This is a genomic window from Actinocatenispora thailandica (assembly GCF_016865425.1).
Taxonomy (GTDB): domain Bacteria; phylum Actinomycetota; class Actinomycetes; order Mycobacteriales; family Micromonosporaceae; genus Actinocatenispora; species Actinocatenispora thailandica.
This window is the reverse complement of the sequence record NZ_AP023355.1, coordinates 3,610,832-3,629,970: the sequence shown is the minus strand read 5'-3', so window position 1 is coordinate 3,629,970 and position 19,139 is coordinate 3,610,832. Positions and strand designations below refer to the sequence as shown.

Annotated in this window: 20 protein-coding genes and 4 tRNA genes; 19 read left to right on the top strand and 5 right to left on the bottom strand. The window is 71.9% G+C overall.

The features are described from left to right. The first annotated feature begins 28 nt into the window (after window positions 1-28). The 10 genes from Athai_RS16125 to Athai_RS16080 all read left to right on the top strand — a co-directional run bounded on the left by Athai_RS16125 (window position 29) and on the right by Athai_RS16080 (window position 10,585). The gene (locus tag Athai_RS16125) at window positions 29-1,327 is read left to right on the top strand and encodes an ABC transporter substrate-binding protein (protein WP_203962236.1); all 1,299 of its coding nucleotides are present in this window, start codon (window positions 29-31) and stop codon (window positions 1,325-1,327) included. Further along, complete coding sequence (locus tag Athai_RS16120; RefSeq protein WP_275422483.1) at window positions 1,297-2,403, top strand: ADP-ribosylglycohydrolase family protein; 1,107 nt, start codon at window positions 1,297-1,299, stop codon at window positions 2,401-2,403. Before Athai_RS16125 ends, Athai_RS16120 begins: the two co-directional genes overlap by 31 nt. Further along, a complete protein-coding gene (locus tag Athai_RS16115; RefSeq protein WP_203962234.1) occupies window positions 2,400-3,593 on the top strand; it encodes an ADP-ribosylglycohydrolase family protein in 1,194 nt (397 codons plus the stop codon). The genes Athai_RS16120 and Athai_RS16115 overlap by 4 nt, the downstream gene beginning before the upstream one ends. Continuing rightward, window positions 3,583-4,731: an ADP-ribosylglycohydrolase family protein gene (locus Athai_RS16110; RefSeq protein WP_203962233.1), complete on the top strand. Its 1,149-nt coding sequence runs from the start codon at window positions 3,583-3,585 to the stop codon at window positions 4,729-4,731. Before Athai_RS16115 ends, Athai_RS16110 begins: the two co-directional genes overlap by 11 nt. After that, entirely contained in the window at window positions 4,731-6,146 is a 1,416-nt protein-coding gene (locus Athai_RS16105) for an ADP-ribosylglycohydrolase family protein (RefSeq protein ID WP_203965795.1), read from the top strand. Before Athai_RS16110 ends, Athai_RS16105 begins: the two co-directional genes overlap by 1 nt. Beyond that, window positions 6,146-7,042, top strand: a complete 897-nt coding sequence (gene rbsK, locus Athai_RS16100; protein ID WP_203962232.1) for a ribokinase — start codon at window positions 6,146-6,148, stop codon at window positions 7,040-7,042. The genes Athai_RS16105 and rbsK overlap by 1 nt, the downstream gene beginning before the upstream one ends. After that, window positions 7,039-8,292: a CaiB/BaiF CoA transferase family protein gene (locus Athai_RS16095; protein WP_239156967.1), complete on the top strand. Its 1,254-nt coding sequence runs from the start codon at window positions 7,039-7,041 to the stop codon at window positions 8,290-8,292. The genes rbsK and Athai_RS16095 overlap by 4 nt, the downstream gene beginning before the upstream one ends. Before the next feature lie 60 nt (window positions 8,293-8,352). Beyond that, window positions 8,353-9,153 (top strand): HpcH/HpaI aldolase/citrate lyase family protein, encoded by an 801-nt coding sequence (locus Athai_RS16090; protein ID WP_203962231.1) that lies wholly within the window; start codon window positions 8,353-8,355, stop codon window positions 9,151-9,153. 308 nt (window positions 9,154-9,461) lie between these two features. Continuing rightward, on the top strand, window positions 9,462-9,782 hold the full coding sequence (locus Athai_RS16085; protein WP_203962230.1) for a DUF4190 domain-containing protein: 321 nt from the start codon (window positions 9,462-9,464) through the stop codon (window positions 9,780-9,782). 524 nt (window positions 9,783-10,306) lie between these two features. Further along, complete coding sequence (locus Athai_RS16080) at window positions 10,307-10,585, top strand: hypothetical protein (RefSeq protein ID WP_203962229.1); 279 nt, start codon at window positions 10,307-10,309, stop codon at window positions 10,583-10,585. 154 nt (window positions 10,586-10,739) lie between these two features. Here the strand turns inward: Athai_RS16080 and Athai_RS16075 are convergent. Continuing rightward, a tRNA-Val gene (locus Athai_RS16075) sits at window positions 10,740-10,814 on the bottom strand. Window positions 10,815-10,866: 52 nt separating this feature from the next. Next, on the bottom strand, window positions 10,867-11,313 hold the full coding sequence (locus Athai_RS16070) for a PGPGW domain-containing protein (protein ID WP_203962228.1): 447 nt from the start codon (window positions 11,311-11,313) through the stop codon (window positions 10,867-10,869). 286 nt (window positions 11,314-11,599) lie between these two features. Between Athai_RS16070 and Athai_RS16065 the strand changes: the two genes are divergently transcribed. Beyond that, on the top strand, window positions 11,600-12,034 hold the full coding sequence (locus Athai_RS16065; RefSeq protein ID WP_203962227.1) for an SsgA family sporulation/cell division regulator: 435 nt from the start codon (window positions 11,600-11,602) through the stop codon (window positions 12,032-12,034). A 104-nt stretch (window positions 12,035-12,138) separates the two neighbouring features. Here the strand turns inward: Athai_RS16065 and Athai_RS16060 are convergent, their stop codons facing one another. Continuing rightward, the gene (locus Athai_RS16060; RefSeq protein ID WP_203962226.1) at window positions 12,139-12,912 is read right to left on the bottom strand and encodes an ArsR/SmtB family transcription factor; all 774 of its coding nucleotides are present in this window, start codon (window positions 12,910-12,912) and stop codon (window positions 12,139-12,141) included. A 66-nt stretch (window positions 12,913-12,978) separates the two neighbouring features. Between Athai_RS16060 and Athai_RS16055 the strand changes: the two genes are divergently transcribed. The 6 genes from Athai_RS16055 (at window position 12,979) to Athai_RS16030 (ending at window position 15,954) form a co-directional block, all read left to right on the top strand. Next, entirely contained in the window at window positions 12,979-13,485 is a 507-nt protein-coding gene (locus tag Athai_RS16055) for a DinB family protein (protein ID WP_239156966.1), read from the top strand. Between the two features lie 237 nt (window positions 13,486-13,722). Then, the gene (locus Athai_RS16050; RefSeq protein ID WP_203962225.1) at window positions 13,723-14,790 is read left to right on the top strand and encodes a CapA family protein; all 1,068 of its coding nucleotides are present in this window, start codon (window positions 13,723-13,725) and stop codon (window positions 14,788-14,790) included. A 116-nt stretch (window positions 14,791-14,906) separates the two neighbouring features. Beyond that, window positions 14,907-14,979, top strand: a tRNA-Gly gene (locus Athai_RS16045). Between the two features lie 54 nt (window positions 14,980-15,033). Further along, window positions 15,034-15,105, top strand: a tRNA-Cys gene (locus tag Athai_RS16040). 1 nt (window position 15,106) lies between these two features. Then, window positions 15,107-15,181, top strand: a tRNA-Val gene (locus Athai_RS16035). A 287-nt stretch (window positions 15,182-15,468) separates the two neighbouring features. Further along, window positions 15,469-15,954, top strand: coding sequence for an NUDIX domain-containing protein (locus Athai_RS16030; protein WP_239156965.1), 486 nt, complete (start codon window positions 15,469-15,471; stop codon window positions 15,952-15,954). An 18-nt stretch (window positions 15,955-15,972) separates the two neighbouring features. On the opposite strand, the gene Athai_RS16025 is transcribed toward Athai_RS16030, so the two are convergent. Together Athai_RS16025 and Athai_RS16020 are read right to left on the bottom strand one after the other, a co-directional pair. Further along, window positions 15,973-16,248: a hypothetical protein gene (locus tag Athai_RS16025; RefSeq protein WP_203962224.1), complete on the bottom strand. Its 276-nt coding sequence runs from the start codon at window positions 16,246-16,248 to the stop codon at window positions 15,973-15,975. Window positions 16,249-16,639: 391 nt separating this feature from the next. Further along, window positions 16,640-17,428 (bottom strand): hypothetical protein, encoded by a 789-nt coding sequence (locus tag Athai_RS16020; RefSeq protein ID WP_203962223.1) that lies wholly within the window; start codon window positions 17,426-17,428, stop codon window positions 16,640-16,642. Window positions 17,429-17,511: 83 nt separating this feature from the next. Here Athai_RS16020 and Athai_RS16015 point away from each other — a divergent pair. Both Athai_RS16015 and Athai_RS16010 read left to right on the top strand, forming a co-directional pair. Beyond that, window positions 17,512-18,311 (top strand): IS5 family transposase gene (locus Athai_RS16015; protein ID WP_203962222.1). Its coding sequence is split into 2 segments (ribosomal slippage): window positions 17,512-17,859 and window positions 17,862-18,311, totalling 798 coding nucleotides; the frame shifts between segments, so codons are not numbered across the junction. Window positions 18,312-18,674: 363 nt separating this feature from the next. Next, on the top strand, window positions 18,675-19,058 hold the full coding sequence (locus Athai_RS16010; RefSeq protein ID WP_203962221.1) for a hypothetical protein: 384 nt from the start codon (window positions 18,675-18,677) through the stop codon (window positions 19,056-19,058). Window positions 19,059-19,139 lie beyond the last annotated feature (81 nt).

Genomic DNA, 19,139 nt, shown 5'->3' with positions numbered 1-19,139 from the left:
GCCACAGGTGAAGGAAGGAACCCCTCCGATGCACAGAAGGACGGCCCTGACCGCGATGCTCGCGGCCTCGGCAGCGACCCTGACCGGCTGCGCCACCAACGGCGGCGGCAGCAGCTCCGACAACACCGACGCCAACGGCACGGTGCACCTGAAGTTCCAGTCGCTGGCGTTCGCCGACACGACCGTCGCGCAGACCAAGAAGGCCGTCAAGGCCTGGAACGCGAAGCACCCCAAGGTGCAGGTCGAACTGATCCAGGGCAGCTGGGACAACGTGCACGACCAGCTCGTCACCCAGCTTGCCGGCGGCACCGCGCCGGACATCATCCACGACGAGAACGCCGACATCATCGGGTTCGGCCAGCAGGGCTACTTCGCCGACCTCAAGCCGTACCTGTCGAGCTCACTGCGTGACAACGTCTCCGACGGGGTGTGGAGCTCGCTGACCGTCGACGGCAAGGTGATCGCGGTACCCACCCTGCAGCAGACCTACGTGGTGTTCGCCAACACCACCGCGCTCGGCAAGGCCGGTGTCTCGGTACCGACCGGGAAGTCGCTGTCCTGGGACGACTTCCGGGCGATGGCGAAGAAGCTGACCGGCAAGGGCAGTCACGGGGTCGGGTGGGGGCTGAAGCAACCGGCCGCCACCGTGCTCAACCTGTCCGCGAACTTCGGTGGGAAGTGGTTCCGGAACACCGGGGACAGCGCGAGCATCACCGTCGGTACTGCGGAGCTGCAGGTGCCGCAGCGCATCCACGCGATGGCCTACGACGACAAGTCGATCGACCTGACCAGCCTGACGCAGTCCGGCGGTGACGTGCTGCCCGGCTTCTACGCCGGGAAGTACGCCATGATGGTGGCCGGATCGTACGTGGCGCAGCAGATCCAGGAGCAGGCGCCGAAGGGCTTCGGCTGGGCGGTGCTGCCGCCGCTGGCCGGTACCACCAGCGCCCAGCCGGCGAGTTCGCAGACGCTGTCGGTGTCCAAGGCGACCAAGCACGTCAAGGAGGCGGCGCAGTTCATCGACTACTTCGTCGCCGACGCCAACCTGGCGAAGCTGGCGCAGAGCGACTGGCTGATCCCGGCCACCGCGAGCGCCCGCAAGGCGGTCCGGGCGCAGACCGGCGGCAAGGACGGCTGGGACCAGATCCTGGTCTCCGGCGAGCACAGCGTGGACGCGCCGTACCTGCACGCCAAGGACTACCCGCAGTGGAAGGACCAGATCGCCACCCCGGCGCTGCAGCGCTACCTGGCGAACGACATCAGCACCAGCAAGCTCACCGACCAGCTCACCAAGGGTTGGAAGCAGGTCGCCGGGGGCGGACACTGAACCGCGAGCACGACGTCCACGGGCCGGCCGGGCATCCCACACCCGGCCGGGCCGGACCCGACCCCGGCGCGGCCCGCGACCGGGCTCGTGGCACCCTGCTGGGCCTCGCGATCGGGGACGCGATGGGCGCGCCGGCGGAGAACATGACCGCCGCGGCCATCGCGCAACGGTGGGGCACGGTGACCGGGTTCCTGCGCGACGAGCCGGCCGGTACCGACGACACCGAGTACGCGGCGTTCAGCGCGCTGCTGCTGATCGAGCACGGCACCGCGCTGACCAGCGAGCAGGTCGCCGACGCGTGGGTACGCCACCTCGCCGGCCGGTCCGGCGGGTTTCCGGGCGCCGGGTTCAGCGAACTGGGCACCATCGAGAACCTGCGCGCCGGGCTGCGGCCGCCCGCGTCCGGTCAGCACCTGCACTCGTGGAGCGACGGGCTCGCGATGCGCGCCGCGGTGCACGGGGTGTACGCGGCGGGCGACGTCGCCACGGCCGCCCGGCTGGCCGCGGTGGACGGCGCGGTCAGCCACGACGGCGAGGGCGTGTACGCCGGCCAGGCGGTCGCCGCCGCGGTCGCCGCCGCCCTGGACGGCGCCCGCCCCGGTGCCGTCCTCACCGCGGCCCGCGGCTGCGTACCGGGCGACTCGTGGACGGCGGCGGCGCTGGCCACCGCCGGTACCGCCGCCGGGCCGGACGCGCTGCTCGACGCGCTGGTGGTGCGCAGCTACCCGTGGACCGACCTCGCGCCGGAGGCGGTCGGGCTGGCGTTCGGCGCCTTCCTCGCCGCGGACGGTGAGCTGCGCCGGGCCGTACCGGCCGCGGTGGCGATGGGCCGGGACGCGGACACCACCGCCGCGATCGCCGGCGCGCTGTGCGGTGCGAGTCGCGGGATGGCTGGCATCCCCGCCGACTGGGCCGCCGCGATCGGCCCGGTGACCGGCCGCTGCCTGGGTGAGGTCGTCGCCGGGCTGACCATGACCGACCTCGCCGACCGCCTCGTCGAGGCACGACTTGCCAGGGCGGCAGCCCCGCAGCCGCCGTCGACGGCCGGCCCCGAGGCAAGGACCGCACCGCGATGAGCGAACCGATCGACCGCACCGACACGCACCAGCGGGACCGCCGTCGCGGCGCGGTACTGGGCCTCGCGGTCGGCGATGCCGCCGGCTGGCCGGCCCGGGTGCACCGCTCCCGGCTGCTTCCCGGCTGGACCCGCCGGCTGCGCCGCGAACTGGACGCGTTCGCCGAGGCGGAGTCGGTGACCACGCTGCCGGTTCCGTTCGCGCTCAACCAGGACCCGACGCCGTTACGGCTCGGTCCCGGCGACGACGCCGAATGGGTCGCCTGGACGCTGCTGCGCTCCGGCGCGACCCGGCCGACCGACCGCGCCACGGTGCACGCGCACTGGACGGCGGCGGTGACCGACGGTACGGTCCCGGCCGGCCGGATCGCGGTGGCCGCCGCCGTGGACAACCTGCGCCGCGGTGTGTCGCCGCCGGACTCCGGCCGCCGCAACCCGCACCACTTCGACGACGCCGCGGCGATCCGGGCGGTCGGCTTCGGCGTGCTGGGCGCGACCCCGGCGCACGCGGCGACGCTCGCCGAATGGGACGCCGAGGTGACGCACGCCGGGGACGGGATCGCCGCCGCGCGCGCCGTCGCCGCCGCGATCGCCGCCGCCGTCACCGCCGCGCCGCCCCCCGCCCCGGCACCGTCCGCGGATGCGGCACCGGCCGGGGACGCGGCACCAGCACCGTCCGCGGATGCGGCGCCGGTGGTGCGGTCCGGTCCGCCGGTCGCCGCCGATGCCGCGCCGACCGGAGACGCCGCCGCGAGCACGCTGCTGGCCGCGCTGGCCGACGAGCTGCCGGCGGACCGGCTGCCCGGCCGCACGCTGCGGCGGGCGCTCGCGCTCGTCGACCCGGCCGGTACGCCGGCGGACGCCGTGCCGTTGCTGGACGAGCTGGTGGACCGGGTGTACAGCTACGGCTGCGCCGCCGCCCAGACCGTACCGGTCGCCGCCGCGCTGACCGCGGTGGCGCTGCGCAGCGGTACCCCGGCGATCGACACCATCCTCGCCGCGACCGCCCTGCCGTCGCTCGCCGACAGCGCGCCGGCCCTCACCGGCGCCCTGCTCGGTGCGGTACGCGGCGCCGCCGACCTGCCGCCGTCCTGGACCGACCGGTGTCGGATCCTGGCCGGCTGCTGCGACCCCACGCTCGCCGGGGTCGACCTGCTCGACATCGTGGAAAGGACCACCCGTGGCCAGTGAGAGCCTCGAATCGCGCGCGGTCGGCTGCCTCGTCGGCGCCGCAGTCGGTGACGCCCTGGGCGGCGCGACGGAGGGCTGGAGCCCGGCGCAGATCGCGCAGCGCTGGGGCGGCTGGGTGGACGGCATCGTCGGCCCGTACTTCGCCGACTGGCGCAACGCGCGCCCGATCGCCCCGTACCACAAGGGCGACGGCCACGTCACCGACGACACCCTGATGACGCACCTGCTCGTCGAGGTGTACGAGCAGGCCGGCACCCACCTGACCGCCTACGACGTGGCGGCCCGGCTGGTACCGCTGATGCTCGGTGAGCGCCGCTGGGTGCCGGAGCTGGAGGCGGCGGCGCTGCCGCTGCAACGGGTGTTCCTCGCCGAGAAGTACCTGGCGCTGCGGCTGCACTGGGCGCACGCCGACCCGCGCGAGGCGGGCGTCGGCAACGCGGTCAACTGCGGCGCGGCGATGTACATGGCGCCGGTGGGCATCGTCAACGCCGCCGACCCGGACGCCGCGTACGCGGAGGCGATCGACGTCGCCGGCGCGCACCAGGCCTCCTACGGCCGGGAGGCGGCCGGGGTGCTCGCCGCGAGCGTGGCCGCCGCCGCGGCGCCCGGCGCCACCGTCGACGACGTGGTGGCCGCCGCGCTGCGGCTGGCCAAGGACGGCACCCGGGCGGCCGTGGAGGCGGTGGTGACCGCCGCCGGCACGCTCGCGCACTGGACCGAGGCGATCGAGTCCGGCGCGCTGCGCGCCGCGATCCGCCCGTACGACACGGTCGGCGACGACTACCGCGACCAGGGGCTCGGCGCCCGCCGGCCCAGCCGGGTGCACAGCATCGAGGAACTGCCGCTGGCGCTCGGCATGCTGGTACTGGCCAAGGGCGACTGGCGGGAGGCCGTGCTGGGCAGCGTCAACTACGGCCGGGACGCCGACTCGATCGCGTCGATGGCCGGTGCCATCGCCGGCGCCCTGCACGGCCGCGACGCCGTGGACGCCGACCTTGCCGCGGCGGTCGCGACGGCCAGCCGGACCGACCTGGTCGCACCGGGGGAGCGGCTCGCCGCGGTGACCCGCCGGATCCGTACCGCAGACCGGGCCGCGCGGGCCGCCGTCGACGCCGGGTACGACGGGCTGCTGTCGTGATGCGGTTGACCTGGGTCCAGCCCGAGGACCTGGTCGGCCACGGGCTCGCCCAGGCGGTGCTCGACGGCGTCGAGGTCACCGACCTGCGCGAGTCCTGGGTGGCCGCCGGCGGGGACCCCGAGCCGTTGCACTCCGGCGCGTCCGAGCGGCCGGCCACGCCCGCGCTGCGGGCGCTCGCCGGCGAGATCCTGGACGAGCTGGACCGCCGCCCCGCCGCCCTCGACGCCGCCGAGCCGACCGACCTCGCCGCGATCCGCCGGCTGCGTACCGGTGCGGCACCGGACGGCGTGCGGACGCCGGAGCCCGGCGCGGTGGGCGACGGGCGGGCGGTGGCCGGCGCGGCCGGGTACCGCGACCGGCTGCACGGTGCGTGGCTGGGCCGCGCGGTGGGATGCCTGCTCGGCAAGCCGGTGGAGAAGATCCCGCGGGCCGGCATCCGGCAGATCCTGACCGCGACCGGCCGGTGGCCGCTGACCGACTGGTTCACCGCCGAAGGCCTGCCGCCGGAGGTGGCCCGGCGGTGGCCGTGGAACCGCCGCAGCGCACCGACCAGCCTGGCCGAGAACATCGCCGGGATGCCCGAGGACGACGACCTGAACTTCGCGCTGCTGGCGCTGGAACTGCTGGAACGGCACGGTTCCGCACTGTCCACCGAGGACGTCGCGCAGGCCTGGCTGACCGAGCTGCCGGCCGGCCGGCTGTTCACCGCCGAGCGGGTGGCCTACCGCAACCTGCTGCTCGGTCAGGTACCGCCGGACACCGCGACGGTGCGCAACCCGTTCCGGGACTGGATCGGTGCGCAGATCCGCGCCGACGTCTACGGCTGGGTGCACCCCGGCGTGCCGCTCGTCGCCGCGGATCTGGCCTGGCGGGACGCGGTGCTCAGCCACACCCGCAACGGGGTGTACGGGGCGATGTTCGTCGCCGCGGCCAGCTCGGCCGCGGTCGCCGGTACCCGCGTCGACGAGGTACTCGACGCCGGGCTCGCCGCGATACCACCGGACTCCCGGTACGCCGGGGCGGTCCGGTTCGCCCGGGCGCTGCCGGCCCGGCACACCGACTTCGAGGACGCGGTGGACGCGATCGCCGCCCGGTACGGCGAACTGCACTGGGTGCACGTGCTCAACAACGCGGCGCTGCTGACCGCGGCCCTGGTCTACGGTGCCGGCGACTTCACCACGACCATCACCTGCGCGGTGCGCGGCGGCTGGGACACCGACTCCAACGGCGCCACCGCCGGGGCCATCGCCGGCGCGCTGAGCGGAGCCGGTGCGCTGCCGGACCGCTGGGTCGCGCCGCTGCGCAACCGTCTCGCCTCCAGCCTGCCCGGCTTCGACGGCATCGGCTTCGACGAGCTCGCCGACCGGACCCTGTCGGTCGCGGACAACCTTGCCAACGAACGGGAGTGCAACTGATGGCCGACGTCGTGGTGCTCGGCAGCGCCAACATGGACCTGGTCGCGACCACCGACCGGCTGCCCGGCCGGGGCGAGACGATCGCCGGCCACACCTTCCGGCAGGTGCCCGGGGGCAAGGGCGCCAACCAGGCGATCGCCGCCGCCCGCTCCGGCGGCACCGTCCGGTTCGCCGGCGCGGTCGGCGACGACGATCTCGGCCGGCAGATCCTCGCCGCGCTCGGCGCCGCCGGGGTCGACACCACCGCGGTGGTACGCGCCGACGCGCCCACCGGCACCGCGCACATCACCGTGGCGGCCGGCGGCGACAACACGATCGTGGTGGTGCCCGGCGCCAACGGCACGCTGACCGAGCTGCTGCCGGCGCACGCCGCGGTCATCGCCGGCGCCGACACCCTGCTGCTGCAACTGGAGTTGCCGCTGTCGGTGGTCCGGGCCGCGGCGGCGCACGCCCGGGCGTGCGGCGTGCGGACCGTCCTCACCCCGGCGCCGGCCCGCCCGCTGCCCGACGAACTCCTCGCCGCGGTGGATCTGCTGGTACCCAACGAGCACGAGGCGACGATCATCGCCGGCGTCGACGACCCGCACCAGGCGGCCGCCGTGCTCGCGCGGCGGTGCGACGTGCTGATGACCCTCGGCGAGCGCGGTGCCGTGTACGCGACCGCCGGCGCCGAGCCGGTGACGGTACCGGCGTTCCCGGTCACCGCCGTCGACACCACGGCGGCCGGTGACACGTTCGTCGGCGTACTGGCGAGCGCGCTCGCGGCCGGCACGGCGATGCCGGACGCGATGCGGCGGGCGTCGGCCGCGGCGGCACTGTCGGTCCAGCGACCCGGCGCGTCCGACTCGGCGCCCACCGCGGCGCAGGTCGACGCCTTCCTCGGCGGTGCGGCATGACCGAGCACGACGAGCGCAGTCCGGCCGGAGGCGCGCCGGCGCCCGGGGGAACGGGCCATCCCGAGGCCGGCCGCGGGCCGCTGCACGGGCTGCGGGTGGTGGACGCCTCGACCCTGTTCGCCGGCCCGCTGACCGCGATGCACCTCGGTGACCTGGGCGCCGACGTGGTGAAGGTGGAGCACCCGCGCCGGCCGGACCCCGCCCGCGGTCACGGCCCCGCCCGCGACGGCCACAACCTCTGGTACAAGACACTCGGCCGCAACAAGCGGACGATGACGCTCGACCTGTCCACCGACGGCGGCCGGGACGTGTTCCGCCGGCTGGCCGGCACCGCCGACGTGGTGGTGGAGAACTTCCGGCCGGACACGCTGGAGCGCTGGGGTCTCGGCTACGACGTGCTGGCGGCCGACAACCCGGGCCTGGTCCTCGCCCGCATCACCGGCTTCGGCCAGCTCGGCCCGTACCGCCGCCGGCCCGGCTTCGGCACGCTCGCCGAGGCGATGAGCGGGTTCGCCGCGATGACCGGTGCGCCGGACGGGCCGCCCACGCTGCCGCCGTTCGGGCTCGCCGACGGCATCACCTCGTTCGCCGCCGCGTACGCGGTGCTCGCCGCGCTGCATTCCCGGCACCACACGGGATCCGGCCAGGTCGTCGACCTGTCCATCGTGGAGCCGATGCTCGCCATGCTCGGCCCGCAGATCACCCAGTGGGACCAGCTGGGCACCGTTCAGCCACGCACCGGCAACCGGTCGGCGAACAACGCGCCGCGCAACACCTACCGGTGCGCCGACGGTCGCTGGGTCGCGGTCTCGACCAGCGCGCAGAACATCGCCGAGCGGGTGATGCGGTTGGTCGGCCGGCCCGACGTGGTGGGCGAACCGTGGTTCGCCACCGGCGCCGGCCGCGTCGCGCACGCCGACGAACTCGACGGTGCCGTCGCCGCCTGGATCGCCGACCGGACCCGGGACGAGGTGCTCGCCGCGTTCGAGCAGGCGCAGGCGGCCGTGGCACCCATCTACGACGCCGCCGACATCGCCGCCGACCCGCAGTACGCGGCGCTGCACACCATCGTCCGGGTCGACGACGCGGACCTCGGCCCGATCGCCATGCAGAACGTACCGTTCCGGCTGTCCGCCACCCCGGGTCGGTCCGGTTCACCGGCCGTTCCCAGGGCGCCGACACCGACGAGATCCTCGCCGAACTCGGCTACCCGGACGGCGAGGTCGCCGCGCTGCGCGCCGCCGGGGTGATCTAGTGCACCGCGTCGAGGCCCCGGAACGCGGCGACCGGCTCCCGAACCGGGGCGCCGGATGCTGACCGCGCTGTACGTGCCGGCGGACCGGCCGGACCGGGTCGGCAAGGCGCTGGCCGGTGACGCCGACGTGGTCCTGGTCGACCTGGAGGACGCGGTCGCCCCGGACCGCAAGCGCCACGCCCGCGAGCAGGCCGCCCGGCTGCTCGCCACCATCACCGACCGGAACGTGCAGGTACGGGTGAACGACGTGCGCACCGCCGCCGGCGACGCCGACCTCGCGATGCTCGCCGGCCTGCCGCGGGGGATCGGGGTACGGCTGCCGAAGATCGAGGACGCGGACACCGTCCGGGTGGTCGCCGCGCGGCTACCCGGACGCGCGCTGCATCCGTTGCTGGAGTCGGCGTTGGGCGTGGAACGCGCGTACCGGATCGCGACCGCCGACGCGGCGGTCGCCTCGATCGGGCTGGGCGAGGCAGACCTGCGCGCCGACCTCGGGCTGCCCGCCGACGCCGACGACGGACTGGCCTACCCGCGCTCCCGGGTACTGGTCGCCGCGCGGGCGGCGGGCCTCCCGGCGCCCGCCCAGTCGGTGTACCCGAACGTGCGGGACCTGACCGGGCTCGCCGCCTCCTGCCGGGCCGGGCGTCGGGTCGGCTTCCGGGGCCGCGCCGCGATCCATCCCGCGCAACTGCCGGTCATCGCCGCCGAGTACGCCCCGACCGAGGCGGAGCTGGCCGCCGCCCGCGCGGTACTCGCGGTCGAGGACACCGGGGCGGCGGCGCTGCCGGACGGCCGTTTCGTCGACGAGGCCATCCTCCGCACCGCCCGCAACACCCTCCGCGACGCCCGCCGTTGACCGCAGGCACCGGCCAGAGCGCCGACCTCGGATAGCCGATCGGGCCCGCAGCTGGCTCTGTGCGGGCGGTGCCAGCTGGCCTGATGGCGCCGACGACAGCCCACCCGGTAGCCGAAGGTCCACGGTTCGTCGTGGGCGGTCGACCGGCCGACCGATACCTTCCGTGCTCAGTGAGAACACACTGAGTAGCGAGTTGTTCGCGCCGCGTGTGACGTACCGGGCGGGCAACCCAGGCAGGCGCGTGTCCTCCATCGCCGGCATGTTCGCTGCGATCCTCGTTCGACGGCGGTGGGAACAGAGGGTCACCCATGGCCACCGCCAACTATCCGACGCAGACCGTGAACTACCAACCCACCGGCGACTACCGGCCCACGTCCTCGCTCGCCGTCGTGTCGCTGGTGACGGCGCTGTTCGGGTTGATCACCTTTGGCGTCGGATCGATCGTCGGAATCGTCACCGGGCACATCGCCCTGCGTGACACCCGCGGTGAACACAAGAAGGGCCGCAGCGCCGCCATCGCCGGCCTGCTCGTCGGTTACATCGGCATCGTCCCGGCCGCGCTGCTGTGCATCACCATCGTGATGCTCGTCGCCGGCGCCGCCAGCACCGGCTCCACGTCCACCTACTGACCGGCCCACGCCGGCCCGCCGCCAGCCGGCGCCGGATGCTGCGGCGACCCGCCGTTCGGGCGGAGCTCGCTGCGCTGCCGGCCATGTCGGGACGCTGCTGCGGCGTGCGGCCTACGCTGGCGCGCCCCCGGCCACTGACTGTCCACTGTAGAGGGTAGTGGTCCGACATCGGGTCCTGTTCACGACCTACCGGGGAGGAAGAAATGACACAGCAACCACCACCGACACCGCCGGCCGGCCGCCCTTCCCCGCCGTGCTCGGGGAGGCGCAGGGGCAGGCACCTGGCGCTGTCGATACTCGGCACGGCGGTCGGGTCCCTGGCGCTGCTCGTCGCGCTGACCGCGATGACGGGCTGCGGAGGAAGCAAGCCAGCCACGAAGGCCGAATCCCCGACCCCGACCCGGACGAAGCACGAACGGTCGCCGCAGCCCACAAAGCGGAAACCGATCGCCAAGAAGACGGCTACCACCCACCCGCCGGCACCGCCGCCGAGCTCGACGGAGCCGGCCACGGTCACGTTCAAGGTGGACGGAACCGCCTCGGGCGTGGACATCACGTACGGGTCCGACTCGGATAGCCGGCAGGGCCCGAACGCGGTGCCGTGGCAGGCGTCCCTGCCCCGCGACGACTCCGGAAAAACCCTGTACTACGCCGTCACCGCGCAGCTCAACAGCGGTGGCGACATCACGTGCGAGGTGCTGGTCGGTACCAAGGTCGTCGCCGCTGGGCACGCGTCCGGCGGCTACAACATCTGCTCCGCCCAGATCGGACAGGACTTCCTCGGCACCTGGCAGAAGGAGTGACGGGGACAGGGCACGCGATCGTGACGATCGGCGCCGCACCACCGGCGACCGCCGTCTCGGACCCGCGTGCAACGCAACGAACGAACCGCGCGACCCAATGAACGGAGCCTCAATCCTCGATGTCCGGGATTGAGGCTCTGACCTGCAAAAATAGTGGTGCGCGATACTGGGATCGAACCAGTGACCTCTTCGGTGTGAACGAAGCGCTCTCCCGCTGAGCTAATCGCGCCCGGGACGTGGAGAACTGTACCCGACGGTGCCGATGGGGGTGCAGGGCAGGGTCAGGTGTTCAGATACCCCCAGCTGACGGCGGCGAGGTCGATGCCGAAGCTGACCCGTACGGACGCCCAGATCACGGCCGCGACCAGGACGAATCCGGCGGTGCCGACGAGGAGGCGGATCGGCCAGCCGCGACGCAGCAGCCAGTCGGTCCAGCGCCGCAGTTGGCGCCGGGTGAAGCGCAGCAGGTGCCGGGCCCAGGCGTACTCGACGGCGAGGACGGCGAGGCCGGCGATCACGATGAGCCAGCCCGGCCCCGGCAGCGGCACCAGGATCAGCCCGAGCACGACGAGCGCGCCGCCGAAGGCCCCGGCGCCGATCTTGAGCGCCAGGCGTCCCCCGGGCGCGGCCCGGATCCGGTCGAGCGGACGCGGCCGGTGCCGCTCCCGGTGCGGGTGGCCCGCGGCCGTCGCCGGGTGCTGCTCGTGCTGTCGTGTCTCCGCCGGCACCGCTCACCTCGCCTCGCCGGTCACCCGGCCTGGGTCGCCGGTACTGCCTCGACGGTACCGGGCTGGCGGCGGTGCACTGCCGCTTTTGTCCCGACCGCGGATGGGCTGTCCGGCGAACTTCTGCCAGGTTGTGGCCAACGGCGTATGCGCCGGCTGAAGACGGGGTATCACCTGAACAGAGCGACGATCGGGACCGGTCGGTGGGTTGTCACGACCCGCGGTCGGCCCCGGTCTTACCGTCAGCGCGGGACCGTGCCGTTCCCGCCGAGCAGGCCAGGAGACGCCGATGCACCCGACGACCGTCGAAGTCGAAGCCTCACTCCAGCTTGTTGCCCCTGACTCGGTGATGCTCCCGGTCCGGTCGAGCCTGCGCTACGACCCGACCGACCCGTACGCGGTGCACGTGCTGTTCCACCCGGACGGCGTCACCGGTGGCCCGGTGAGCTGGTCGTTCGCCCGGGATCTGTTGGTGTCCGGGCTGACCGAGGCGACCGGCATCGGCGACGTGCGGGTCTGGCCGTGGTCCTCGTCGCGCGGCGACGTGGTCGCCCTCGCGCTGTCCTCGCCCGACGGTAACGCGCTGTTCGAGGTGCCGCGGGAGATCCTGGTCCGGTTCCTGCGGCGTACCTTCGCCGCGGTGCCGACCGGCGAGGAGAGCCGCTACCTCGACGTGGACTCCGCGGTCGGCCGCCTGCTGCGCCAGTCCCCGCGCCCGGAGTAGCCCGGGGCGCGGGCCCGGCGTGTTGCTGGCCCACGCCCGTGGTGGCCGCTCGTCGGGATCGGTCCAGCCGGCGTGTCGGTGGCCGCCCGGACGGTCCTGCGGCGTCAGCTCGGATCCCCCGGGTACTGGGTCTCGGTGATGCCGAACGTGTCCGCGAGCATCCGCCGGCCGCCGTCGGTGACCCGCAGGCCGCGGTGCCCGGAAGCGCGGAGTACCAGCAGGCCGTGGGACAGGAAGTGGGCGCAGAGCGCGGCGCCGAGCGCGCCGGCCAGGTGGCTGCGCCGCTCGGTGAAGTCCAGGCAGGGCCGGGCGAACGCGCGGCGCGCCGAGCGCGCCGCCGCCACGTCCACACCGAGGCCGGTGAGCAGCTGCCCGCCGGCCGGGGTCAGCTGGTACCCGTTCGGGACGGTGCGCAGCGCTTCCCGGGAGACGAGCGCGTCGTGCACCGCGACCCCGACCTGCCCGGCGAGATGGTCGTAGCAGGTACGGGCGACGAGCAGCGCGGCGTTCGCCCGGGACTGCCGCAGGGTGCGCACCGGCTTGGGCTGGCCGACCAGCGCCAGCGCCTCCAGTACCTGACCGACTTCGGGGGACGCGAGCCGGTGGTAGCGGTGCCGGCCGGCGGCCACCACCTCGACCAGCCCGCCGTCGCGCAGCCGGGCCAGGTGCTCGCTGGCCGTGCCGGGGGAGACGCCGGCGATGCGGGCCAGCTCGCCGGCCGCGAGCGCCCGGCCGGCGAGCAGCGCGTCCAGCATCGCCGCCCGCGCCGGCTCGCCGATCAGCCGAGCCACCGCGGCCACGTCCACGTCGCCGGCGCCGACCGGCCGCGCCGGTGCGTCGCCGGTGGCGGTCGCCGACCCGACCGGTTCGGTACTCATGCCTGCACGCTAGCGCGGGCACGTTTCGGCCGGCGGCGAAGCGTGCGGGCCGTAGCGTCTGGCGGCGTGACCCGCTATCTGAGCATCGAGGACGACGACGGATCGGTACCCGAGACCGACGAACGCGACGTGACCACCCTGATCCCGGACGCGGTGGACGCGGTGCTGGCGATCGCCGAGACGTGGCTCGCCTTCGACGGGAGCCCCGTCGTACGGGACGGGAACGCCTGGACGCCGCACAAGGCACTGCGCCGGGTGGCCGACCACCTCATCGACCATCTCGCCGAGATCGAGTGCCGGCTCGCCGGCGTACCCACCGAGCCGGATCGCTGGCACGGCCGCCGGCTCACCCTCGACGCCGATTTCGCCCGGTTCACCGAGGCGGACCTGGACGAGGCGACGAGCCGGCTGCGGCGGCTGGCACTCTGCTACCGGTCCCGGCTGGCCGGGTTGCCGGCGGCGACGCTCGACGCACCATCGGCCCCGGCCTCCGGCGCCTGGACGATCCGCCAGATCGTCCACCACGTCGCCGGCATCACCGCCTACGCGGAGCTACTCGGCCCCCTCGCCTGACAGTGAGGATTCCCCTCGCGCCCGAGGACCACGGCGTGGCCGATGGCCTCCATGGTCGGATCGGGCGCGGCGGAAGTCTCGGTCACGAGATTGCTTCGGTCCTTGCCATCCTGGGTGGGCGAACGGGGTCGTCGAGCACTCGTTCAGGGCGCCGCGGGCGGCGTGCGTCCACGATCGGCGGTGCCCAGCCCGGCACGGCGCCTCGGGTGGCGGGGTGCAGCTGCGTAGCCTGAGCCGATGCGAGCTGTCCTGCGGTACCTGGCCGCCGCGGTCGCGGTGGTCACCCTGGCGGCGTGTTCGTCGAGCGGCGACCGGTCGACGGCCGGTGCGCGCCCCTCACGTACCCACGCCACCGCGAGCCCGAGTCCGACCGGGCCGCCGACGATCACCATCGATTTCGCCGGCGACGTGCACTTCACCGGCCGTACCGCCGGGTTGCTCGACCACCCGGACACCGCGTTCGGCCCGGTCGCGAAGCAGCTGTCGGCGGCGGACGTGACGATCGTGAACCTGGAGACCGCGGTGACCACCGGCGGCACGCCGCAGCCGAAGGAGTTCCACTTCCGCGCGCCGCCGGCGGCGTTCGACGCGGTCAAGGCGGCCGGGGTGGACGTGGTCACGATGGCGAACAACCACGCGATGGACTACGGCCGTACCGGCCTCGCCGACTCCCTGCGCTACGCCAAGGCGGCGGGGATGCCGGTGATCGGGGCGGGCGCGAACGAGGCGGCCGCGTACCGGCCGTGGATCACCACGGTGCGCGGGGTGCGGATCGCGTTCCTGGCGTTCAGCCAGATCACCGAACTCGCACAGCAGTGGCGGGCGACGCCGGACCGGTCCGGGATCGCCGAGACGTTCGACACCGCGAAGGCGGTCGCCGCGGTACGGGCGGCGAAGAAGCGGGCCGACGCGGTGATCGTCTACCCGCACTGGGGGCAGGAGGGCAACCACTGCCCGATCGCCGACCAGCGCAGCTTCGCCGCGGCGATGGCGAAGGCCGGCGCCACCGCGGTGGTCGGCACCCACGCACACCTGCTGCTCGGCGCCGGCTGGGAGGGTCGCACCTACGTCGACTACGGGTTGGGCAACTTCCTGTGGTGGCGAGACGACGCGTACAGCAACGACACCGGGGTGCTGCGACTGACGCTGACCGGTGGCACGCTGACCGGCACCCGGTTCCTGCCGGCCGAGATCTCCCGCCGTACCGGTCAACCGATCCCGGTGACCGGCGCCACGGCGCGCCGCGTCACCAGCAAGGTCGACGATCTTCGTGGCTGTGCTGGATTGTCCGATACGCCGGGATGAACGACCGCATCGGTGCTGTTCGATGCCGGGGGAGTCGGTACGACCCCGGGTTTGGCCGGTACCGAGCGATCGGCTACAGTTTCACTCGCCGCCGGGGCAGCAAGCACCGGCGACGTGCGGACGTAGCGCAGCTGGTAGCGCATCACCTTGCCAAGGTGAGGGTCGCGGGTTCGAATCCCGTCGTCCGCTCGGATGCGGCGCCCGCGTGGCGTTCGTCCCTCGCCCGGCGGTGCCGGGACACCCGGTGGGGTGGCCGAGTGGCTTAGGCAAGGGCCTGCAAAGCCCTGTACGCGGGTTCGATTCCCGCTCCCACCTCGCGCGGTTAGCTCAGCGGGAGAGCGCTTCCCTGACACGGAAGAGGTCACAGGTTCAATCCCTGTACCGCGCACCAGGCACAACGCCCCGGTCCGATCTCGGATCGGGGCGTTGCCAGCTACGAAGTACAGCAGTAGGTCACTCACCCAGGCTCTCCCCAGTCGCTTGAGCGCGTCCCGGGTCTTCGCCGAGGTGGCCTGCGCGTAGACCTTCATCGTCATTGCGACCTGTGCCATCAGCCGGCAAACGATCCAAGATTGGATCCGGCGAGGCAAGAGCGAGCCGAGCCACGCGCCGGCACAGCTCGCCCGCCGTGTCCATGTCGACAAGTAGCCGATCGACTCTGGACGTACTCTGATGGCCATGTTCGCCGTAGAGGCTCCGGCCCACAACCCGACGCGTGCCGCCATGGCCGCTGGTGCTCTGTTCGTGGACGACGCCGGCCGGGTCATGCTGGTCGAACCCACGTACAAGAACTACTGGGACATCCCCGGCGGCTACGTCGAACCAGGCGAGAGCCCGGCCGATGCTTGCGCCCGCGAAGTGCGGGAGGAACTGGGGATTGAGCCGAGGATCGGGCGGCTGCTGGTCGCGGACTGGGCGCCCACGAAGAAGGACGGCGACAAGATGCTGTTCATCTTCGAGGGCGGCCGACTCACCCCGGAACAGCACGACGCGATCCGATTTCCGGACGGCGAAATCAGCCGCTACGAGTACATCGCGCCGAATGACCTTGCCAAGTACACGATCGATCGCCTCGTCCAGCGCATCACGGCAGCCGAGGAAGCGCGTCGCGCTGGCCTGTCGCTCTACCTGGAAAACGGTGCGGTGGAACGCCAGCAGTCGTAGCAGTTGCGCACTCACCAGCTACAGCGATTCGGCTTGCTCGGTGAGGGTGAGCCGGTCGTCGGTGAGCGTGGCGGTGACTGGAATGGTGCTCCCGTCCTGGAATCGCAGCATGAACAGCGGATCCAGGCCGTACAGGAAGGCGAAGGTCTTCCGGTCGTCAGGGTTGACCAGGTAAGCATGTGCATCCCAGCCATCCGAGGTTGAGGCGATCACCGCAGAGACAGCGATGCCGGCAAGGTTGGTGGCGGAGTTGGCCCACCAGTCCAGCCAACACTCGCCTGCGAAGCAGTCCATGCTGGTCATCATGCCCCGCCGCCGTGCGGCCCCATCGCTCGAATCGTGGCTACTTGCCGCGCCGGTCACCGCCGGCGCCGGGCGGCGGGGGCACGCCGGGCGGTCCCGCCGGACAGCGGTCGTCAGGCGGTGCCGGTTACGGCGCCTCCGGCGGGGCGCTCAGGCTCCAAGGTGGCCGGGGACCGCTGGCCGGCCGGCGGGTTGCGGGGTGGTCACTGGCCGCCATCCCGTCACCGTCGCCCCAGGCACAGCCGAGCAGACCGCCGCCGGGGCCGCCAGCGTGGGCGGGCACGTCCAGGCCGTCGGCAGGTGGCGGCCCCGAAACCGGCCCGCTCCCCAGACGGTGGGACGACGGCGACGGGATGGCTTGAGTGGCTTGCAGTGAGACGAGTCAGCTATCTGGAAGCCTGACCACAGGTAGTTCCTTAATTTGTATCATGGCGCTTTTACGCTTCTGAAGCCATTCGCGGCGGCGGTCTTCGGCAACCTCGCGGCTCATGAGAGTTGCTATGGGGCCCGGGCTGAATCGGCCTGATCCTTTAACCCGTTGCTCAATTTCTCGGATTTTTTCTGCTGTCTTCTTTTGGAGATACATCAATTGAAGATCAACGGAATATGGATCGACCCTTTGGTCATCGAAGAGCAATAGTCCACCTTCGGGGTAAAAGATGCGTAACCCCACCGCGGTTTGGTGGCCGTTCTGCGGCGTCATCATGACGGTACCGTCTGATATGTACCAATCGCTGACGCACTCGGCTCCTGAATCGATCCTCTGATCGAGTCTTTCGTCGAAATGTTCAAATGCGTTTCGAACTTCGGCAACTTGCAGAAGAGGTGAGTCATCTCCCATGTCTAGAAGATCTTTAATGCGATCCGATCGGTTGGTCGACACTGCCCGCGCATGGTGTCGGTCCCCATTTGTTGGCTGCCAAAGGATCCGATCTGATGAGTAGATCAATCTAACTACACAAATGCATGCAAACAATGAAGTCTGAATAGATGCCCAAACCTCTGGATCGCGGGAGTCGTGATTCAGTCCGAGACGCAGAGCTTTCACGATGGCCTCGCTGCCGATAGTCGCTTGCCTGGCGACCTCTTGGAGATAGAGGATTTCCATCGCAGCGTCACTTGCGTCTTGGGTCGGGAACTTCATGGTTTGCATTGGGATGCGACGCTCCACGGCACCTCCTGGTATTGTGCTCGATTAGACTTAGAGCGTGTCTCACTTGGTTGGCGCCTGATCAGGTGTGATGATCATCCACTGTGGATGATCGGCTTGCGAAGCGGCTTGTTCCGGACGGGTTGTGGGAGATCGTGGCGCCGTTGCTGCCGGCGCCGAAGCGTAGGCGGCAGGGTGGTGGGCTGCGTCCAGTTGACGATCGGGCGGTGTTCACGGCGATCGTGTACGTGCTGACCTCGGGTTGTGCGTGGCGGCATCTGCCGGCAGAGTTCGGGGTGAGCACGCCGACGGCGCATCGCCGGTTCCAGGCGTGGACGCGGGCCGGGGTGTGGCGGCGGCTGCATGTGGCTGTCCTCGACCAGCTCGGCGCCGCGGGTGAGGTGGACTGGTCGAGGGTGGTCGCCGACGGCGCGGTGGTACGGGCGAAAAGGGGGGCGCGCTGACCGGGCGAAACCCTGTAGATCGGGGCAAGAAGGGCTCCAAGATTCACGTGCTGGCCGACCGGACCGGCCTGCCCCTGGCCGTCGCGATCTCGGCGGCCAACACCCACGACAGCCTTGCTCTGGAGCCGCTGGTGCAGGCCATCCCCGCGATCCGGTCCCGTCGCGGCCGGCGGCGCCGCAGACCCGACAAACTGCATGCTGACAAGGGCTACGACTTCCCACACCTGCGCGCCATGCTCCGCCAGCGCCGGATCACGCCGCGGATCGCCCGCCGTGGAATCGAACCATCCGACAAACTCGGCCGACACCGCTGGATCATCGAAAGCTGCATCGCCTGGCTGTTCGGCCGACGGCGCCTGACCATCCGCTACGAGCGCTACCCCCACCTGTTCCTCGGCCTCGCCGCCGCCCTGATCTGCTACAACCGCCTCACCAAGTGAGACACGCTCTTATACGCTCGTCCGTAGACATTCTCATCCACTTTTTGGGCAGATCAGCGAGGCGGGCGGCGGTGGGTCGGGCGAAGGGTGCTTGGCTCAAGCGACCTCCTGGCGCGCCATAGGTAACCCATGTCGTTGGATGGGAAGTGATGGGAACTGAGGGCAACCAGAAGGCTCGATGGTTGGCTAACGTCGCAGGTGGGGAGGGGTAGAGGGAAGCAGTGGGCAACGCTGAGAGTGAGGGCCCGGAACCGGCAGGTTCTTGGTCGACGCGGTAAGCCGTTTGGAGAAGATGCACGGTTTGTGTCGCGTTGACGACACTGGGTGCACTCGGTGTCCCGTTTAGTAGATAGAGTCCGGTCCATGAAGGGGATCGGGAAGTACTGGGGCTACCTTGTGTTGCTTCTGCTGATCACGGCGTGGTGGACGTCGGCGGTCGGTCCATTGGCCTTGGTCGTGCTGTCGGTGCTGGTCATGGTGTTCTTTCTGTTCCGGGCGCCGGTGTTCTGCTGCGCGGTGAACCGCGATGGTTCGCTGTGCCGGAACAACTCTCGCGGGCTGCTGCTGGGTTGCAGCTATCGGCAGCACAAGTTGCAGAAGTTGAAGATGACGATCGTTCCGCACCAGTGGCGGGCGTTGAATCGGGGTCTGTGGGTGTCGCCCAAGGAGGGGCTCGCCACGCTGGTATCGGTCGGCGGGCTCGTGTCGACCGTAACGAGCTTGGTCATGTTGGCGGTCAAGAGTTGACGATGTCTGTCCCGCGCGGTGCCGAGCGAGGCTCTGTGCGAAGGCCGGGCGGGTCGATGTACAGCAGAGAAGTACCGCAAC

Coding starts and splice junctions, on each gene's coding strand:
- Athai_RS16125 (WP_203962236.1), top strand. CDS start 29: ATGCACAGAAGGACGGCCCTGACCGCGATGCTCGCGGCCTCGGCAGCG.
- Athai_RS16115 (WP_203962234.1), top strand. CDS start 2,400: ATGAGCGAACCGATCGACCGCACCGACACGCACCAGCGGGACCGCCGT.
- Athai_RS16105 (WP_203965795.1), top strand. CDS start 4,731: ATGCGGTTGACCTGGGTCCAGCCCGAGGACCTGGTCGGCCACGGGCTC.
- rbsK (WP_203962232.1), top strand. CDS start 6,146: ATGGCCGACGTCGTGGTGCTCGGCAGCGCCAACATGGACCTGGTCGCG.
- Athai_RS16095 (WP_239156967.1), top strand. CDS start 7,039: ATGACCGAGCACGACGAGCGCAGTCCGGCCGGAGGCGCGCCGGCGCCC.
- Athai_RS16090 (WP_203962231.1), top strand. CDS start 8,353: ATGCTGACCGCGCTGTACGTGCCGGCGGACCGGCCGGACCGGGTCGGC.
- Athai_RS16085 (WP_203962230.1), top strand. CDS start 9,462: ATGGCCACCGCCAACTATCCGACGCAGACCGTGAACTACCAACCCACC.
- Athai_RS16065 (WP_203962227.1), top strand. CDS start 11,600: ATGCACCCGACGACCGTCGAAGTCGAAGCCTCACTCCAGCTTGTTGCC.
- Athai_RS16060 (WP_203962226.1), bottom strand. CDS start 12,912: ATGAGTACCGAACCGGTCGGGTCGGCGACCGCCACCGGCGACGCACCG.
- Athai_RS16050 (WP_203962225.1), top strand. CDS start 13,723: ATGCGAGCTGTCCTGCGGTACCTGGCCGCCGCGGTCGCGGTGGTCACC.
- Athai_RS16030 (WP_239156965.1), top strand. CDS start 15,469: ATGTTCGCCGTAGAGGCTCCGGCCCACAACCCGACGCGTGCCGCCATG.
- Athai_RS16025 (WP_203962224.1), bottom strand. CDS start 16,248: ATGGACTGCTTCGCAGGCGAGTGTTGGCTGGACTGGTGGGCCAACTCC.
- Athai_RS16010 (WP_203962221.1), top strand. CDS start 18,675: ATGAAGGGGATCGGGAAGTACTGGGGCTACCTTGTGTTGCTTCTGCTG.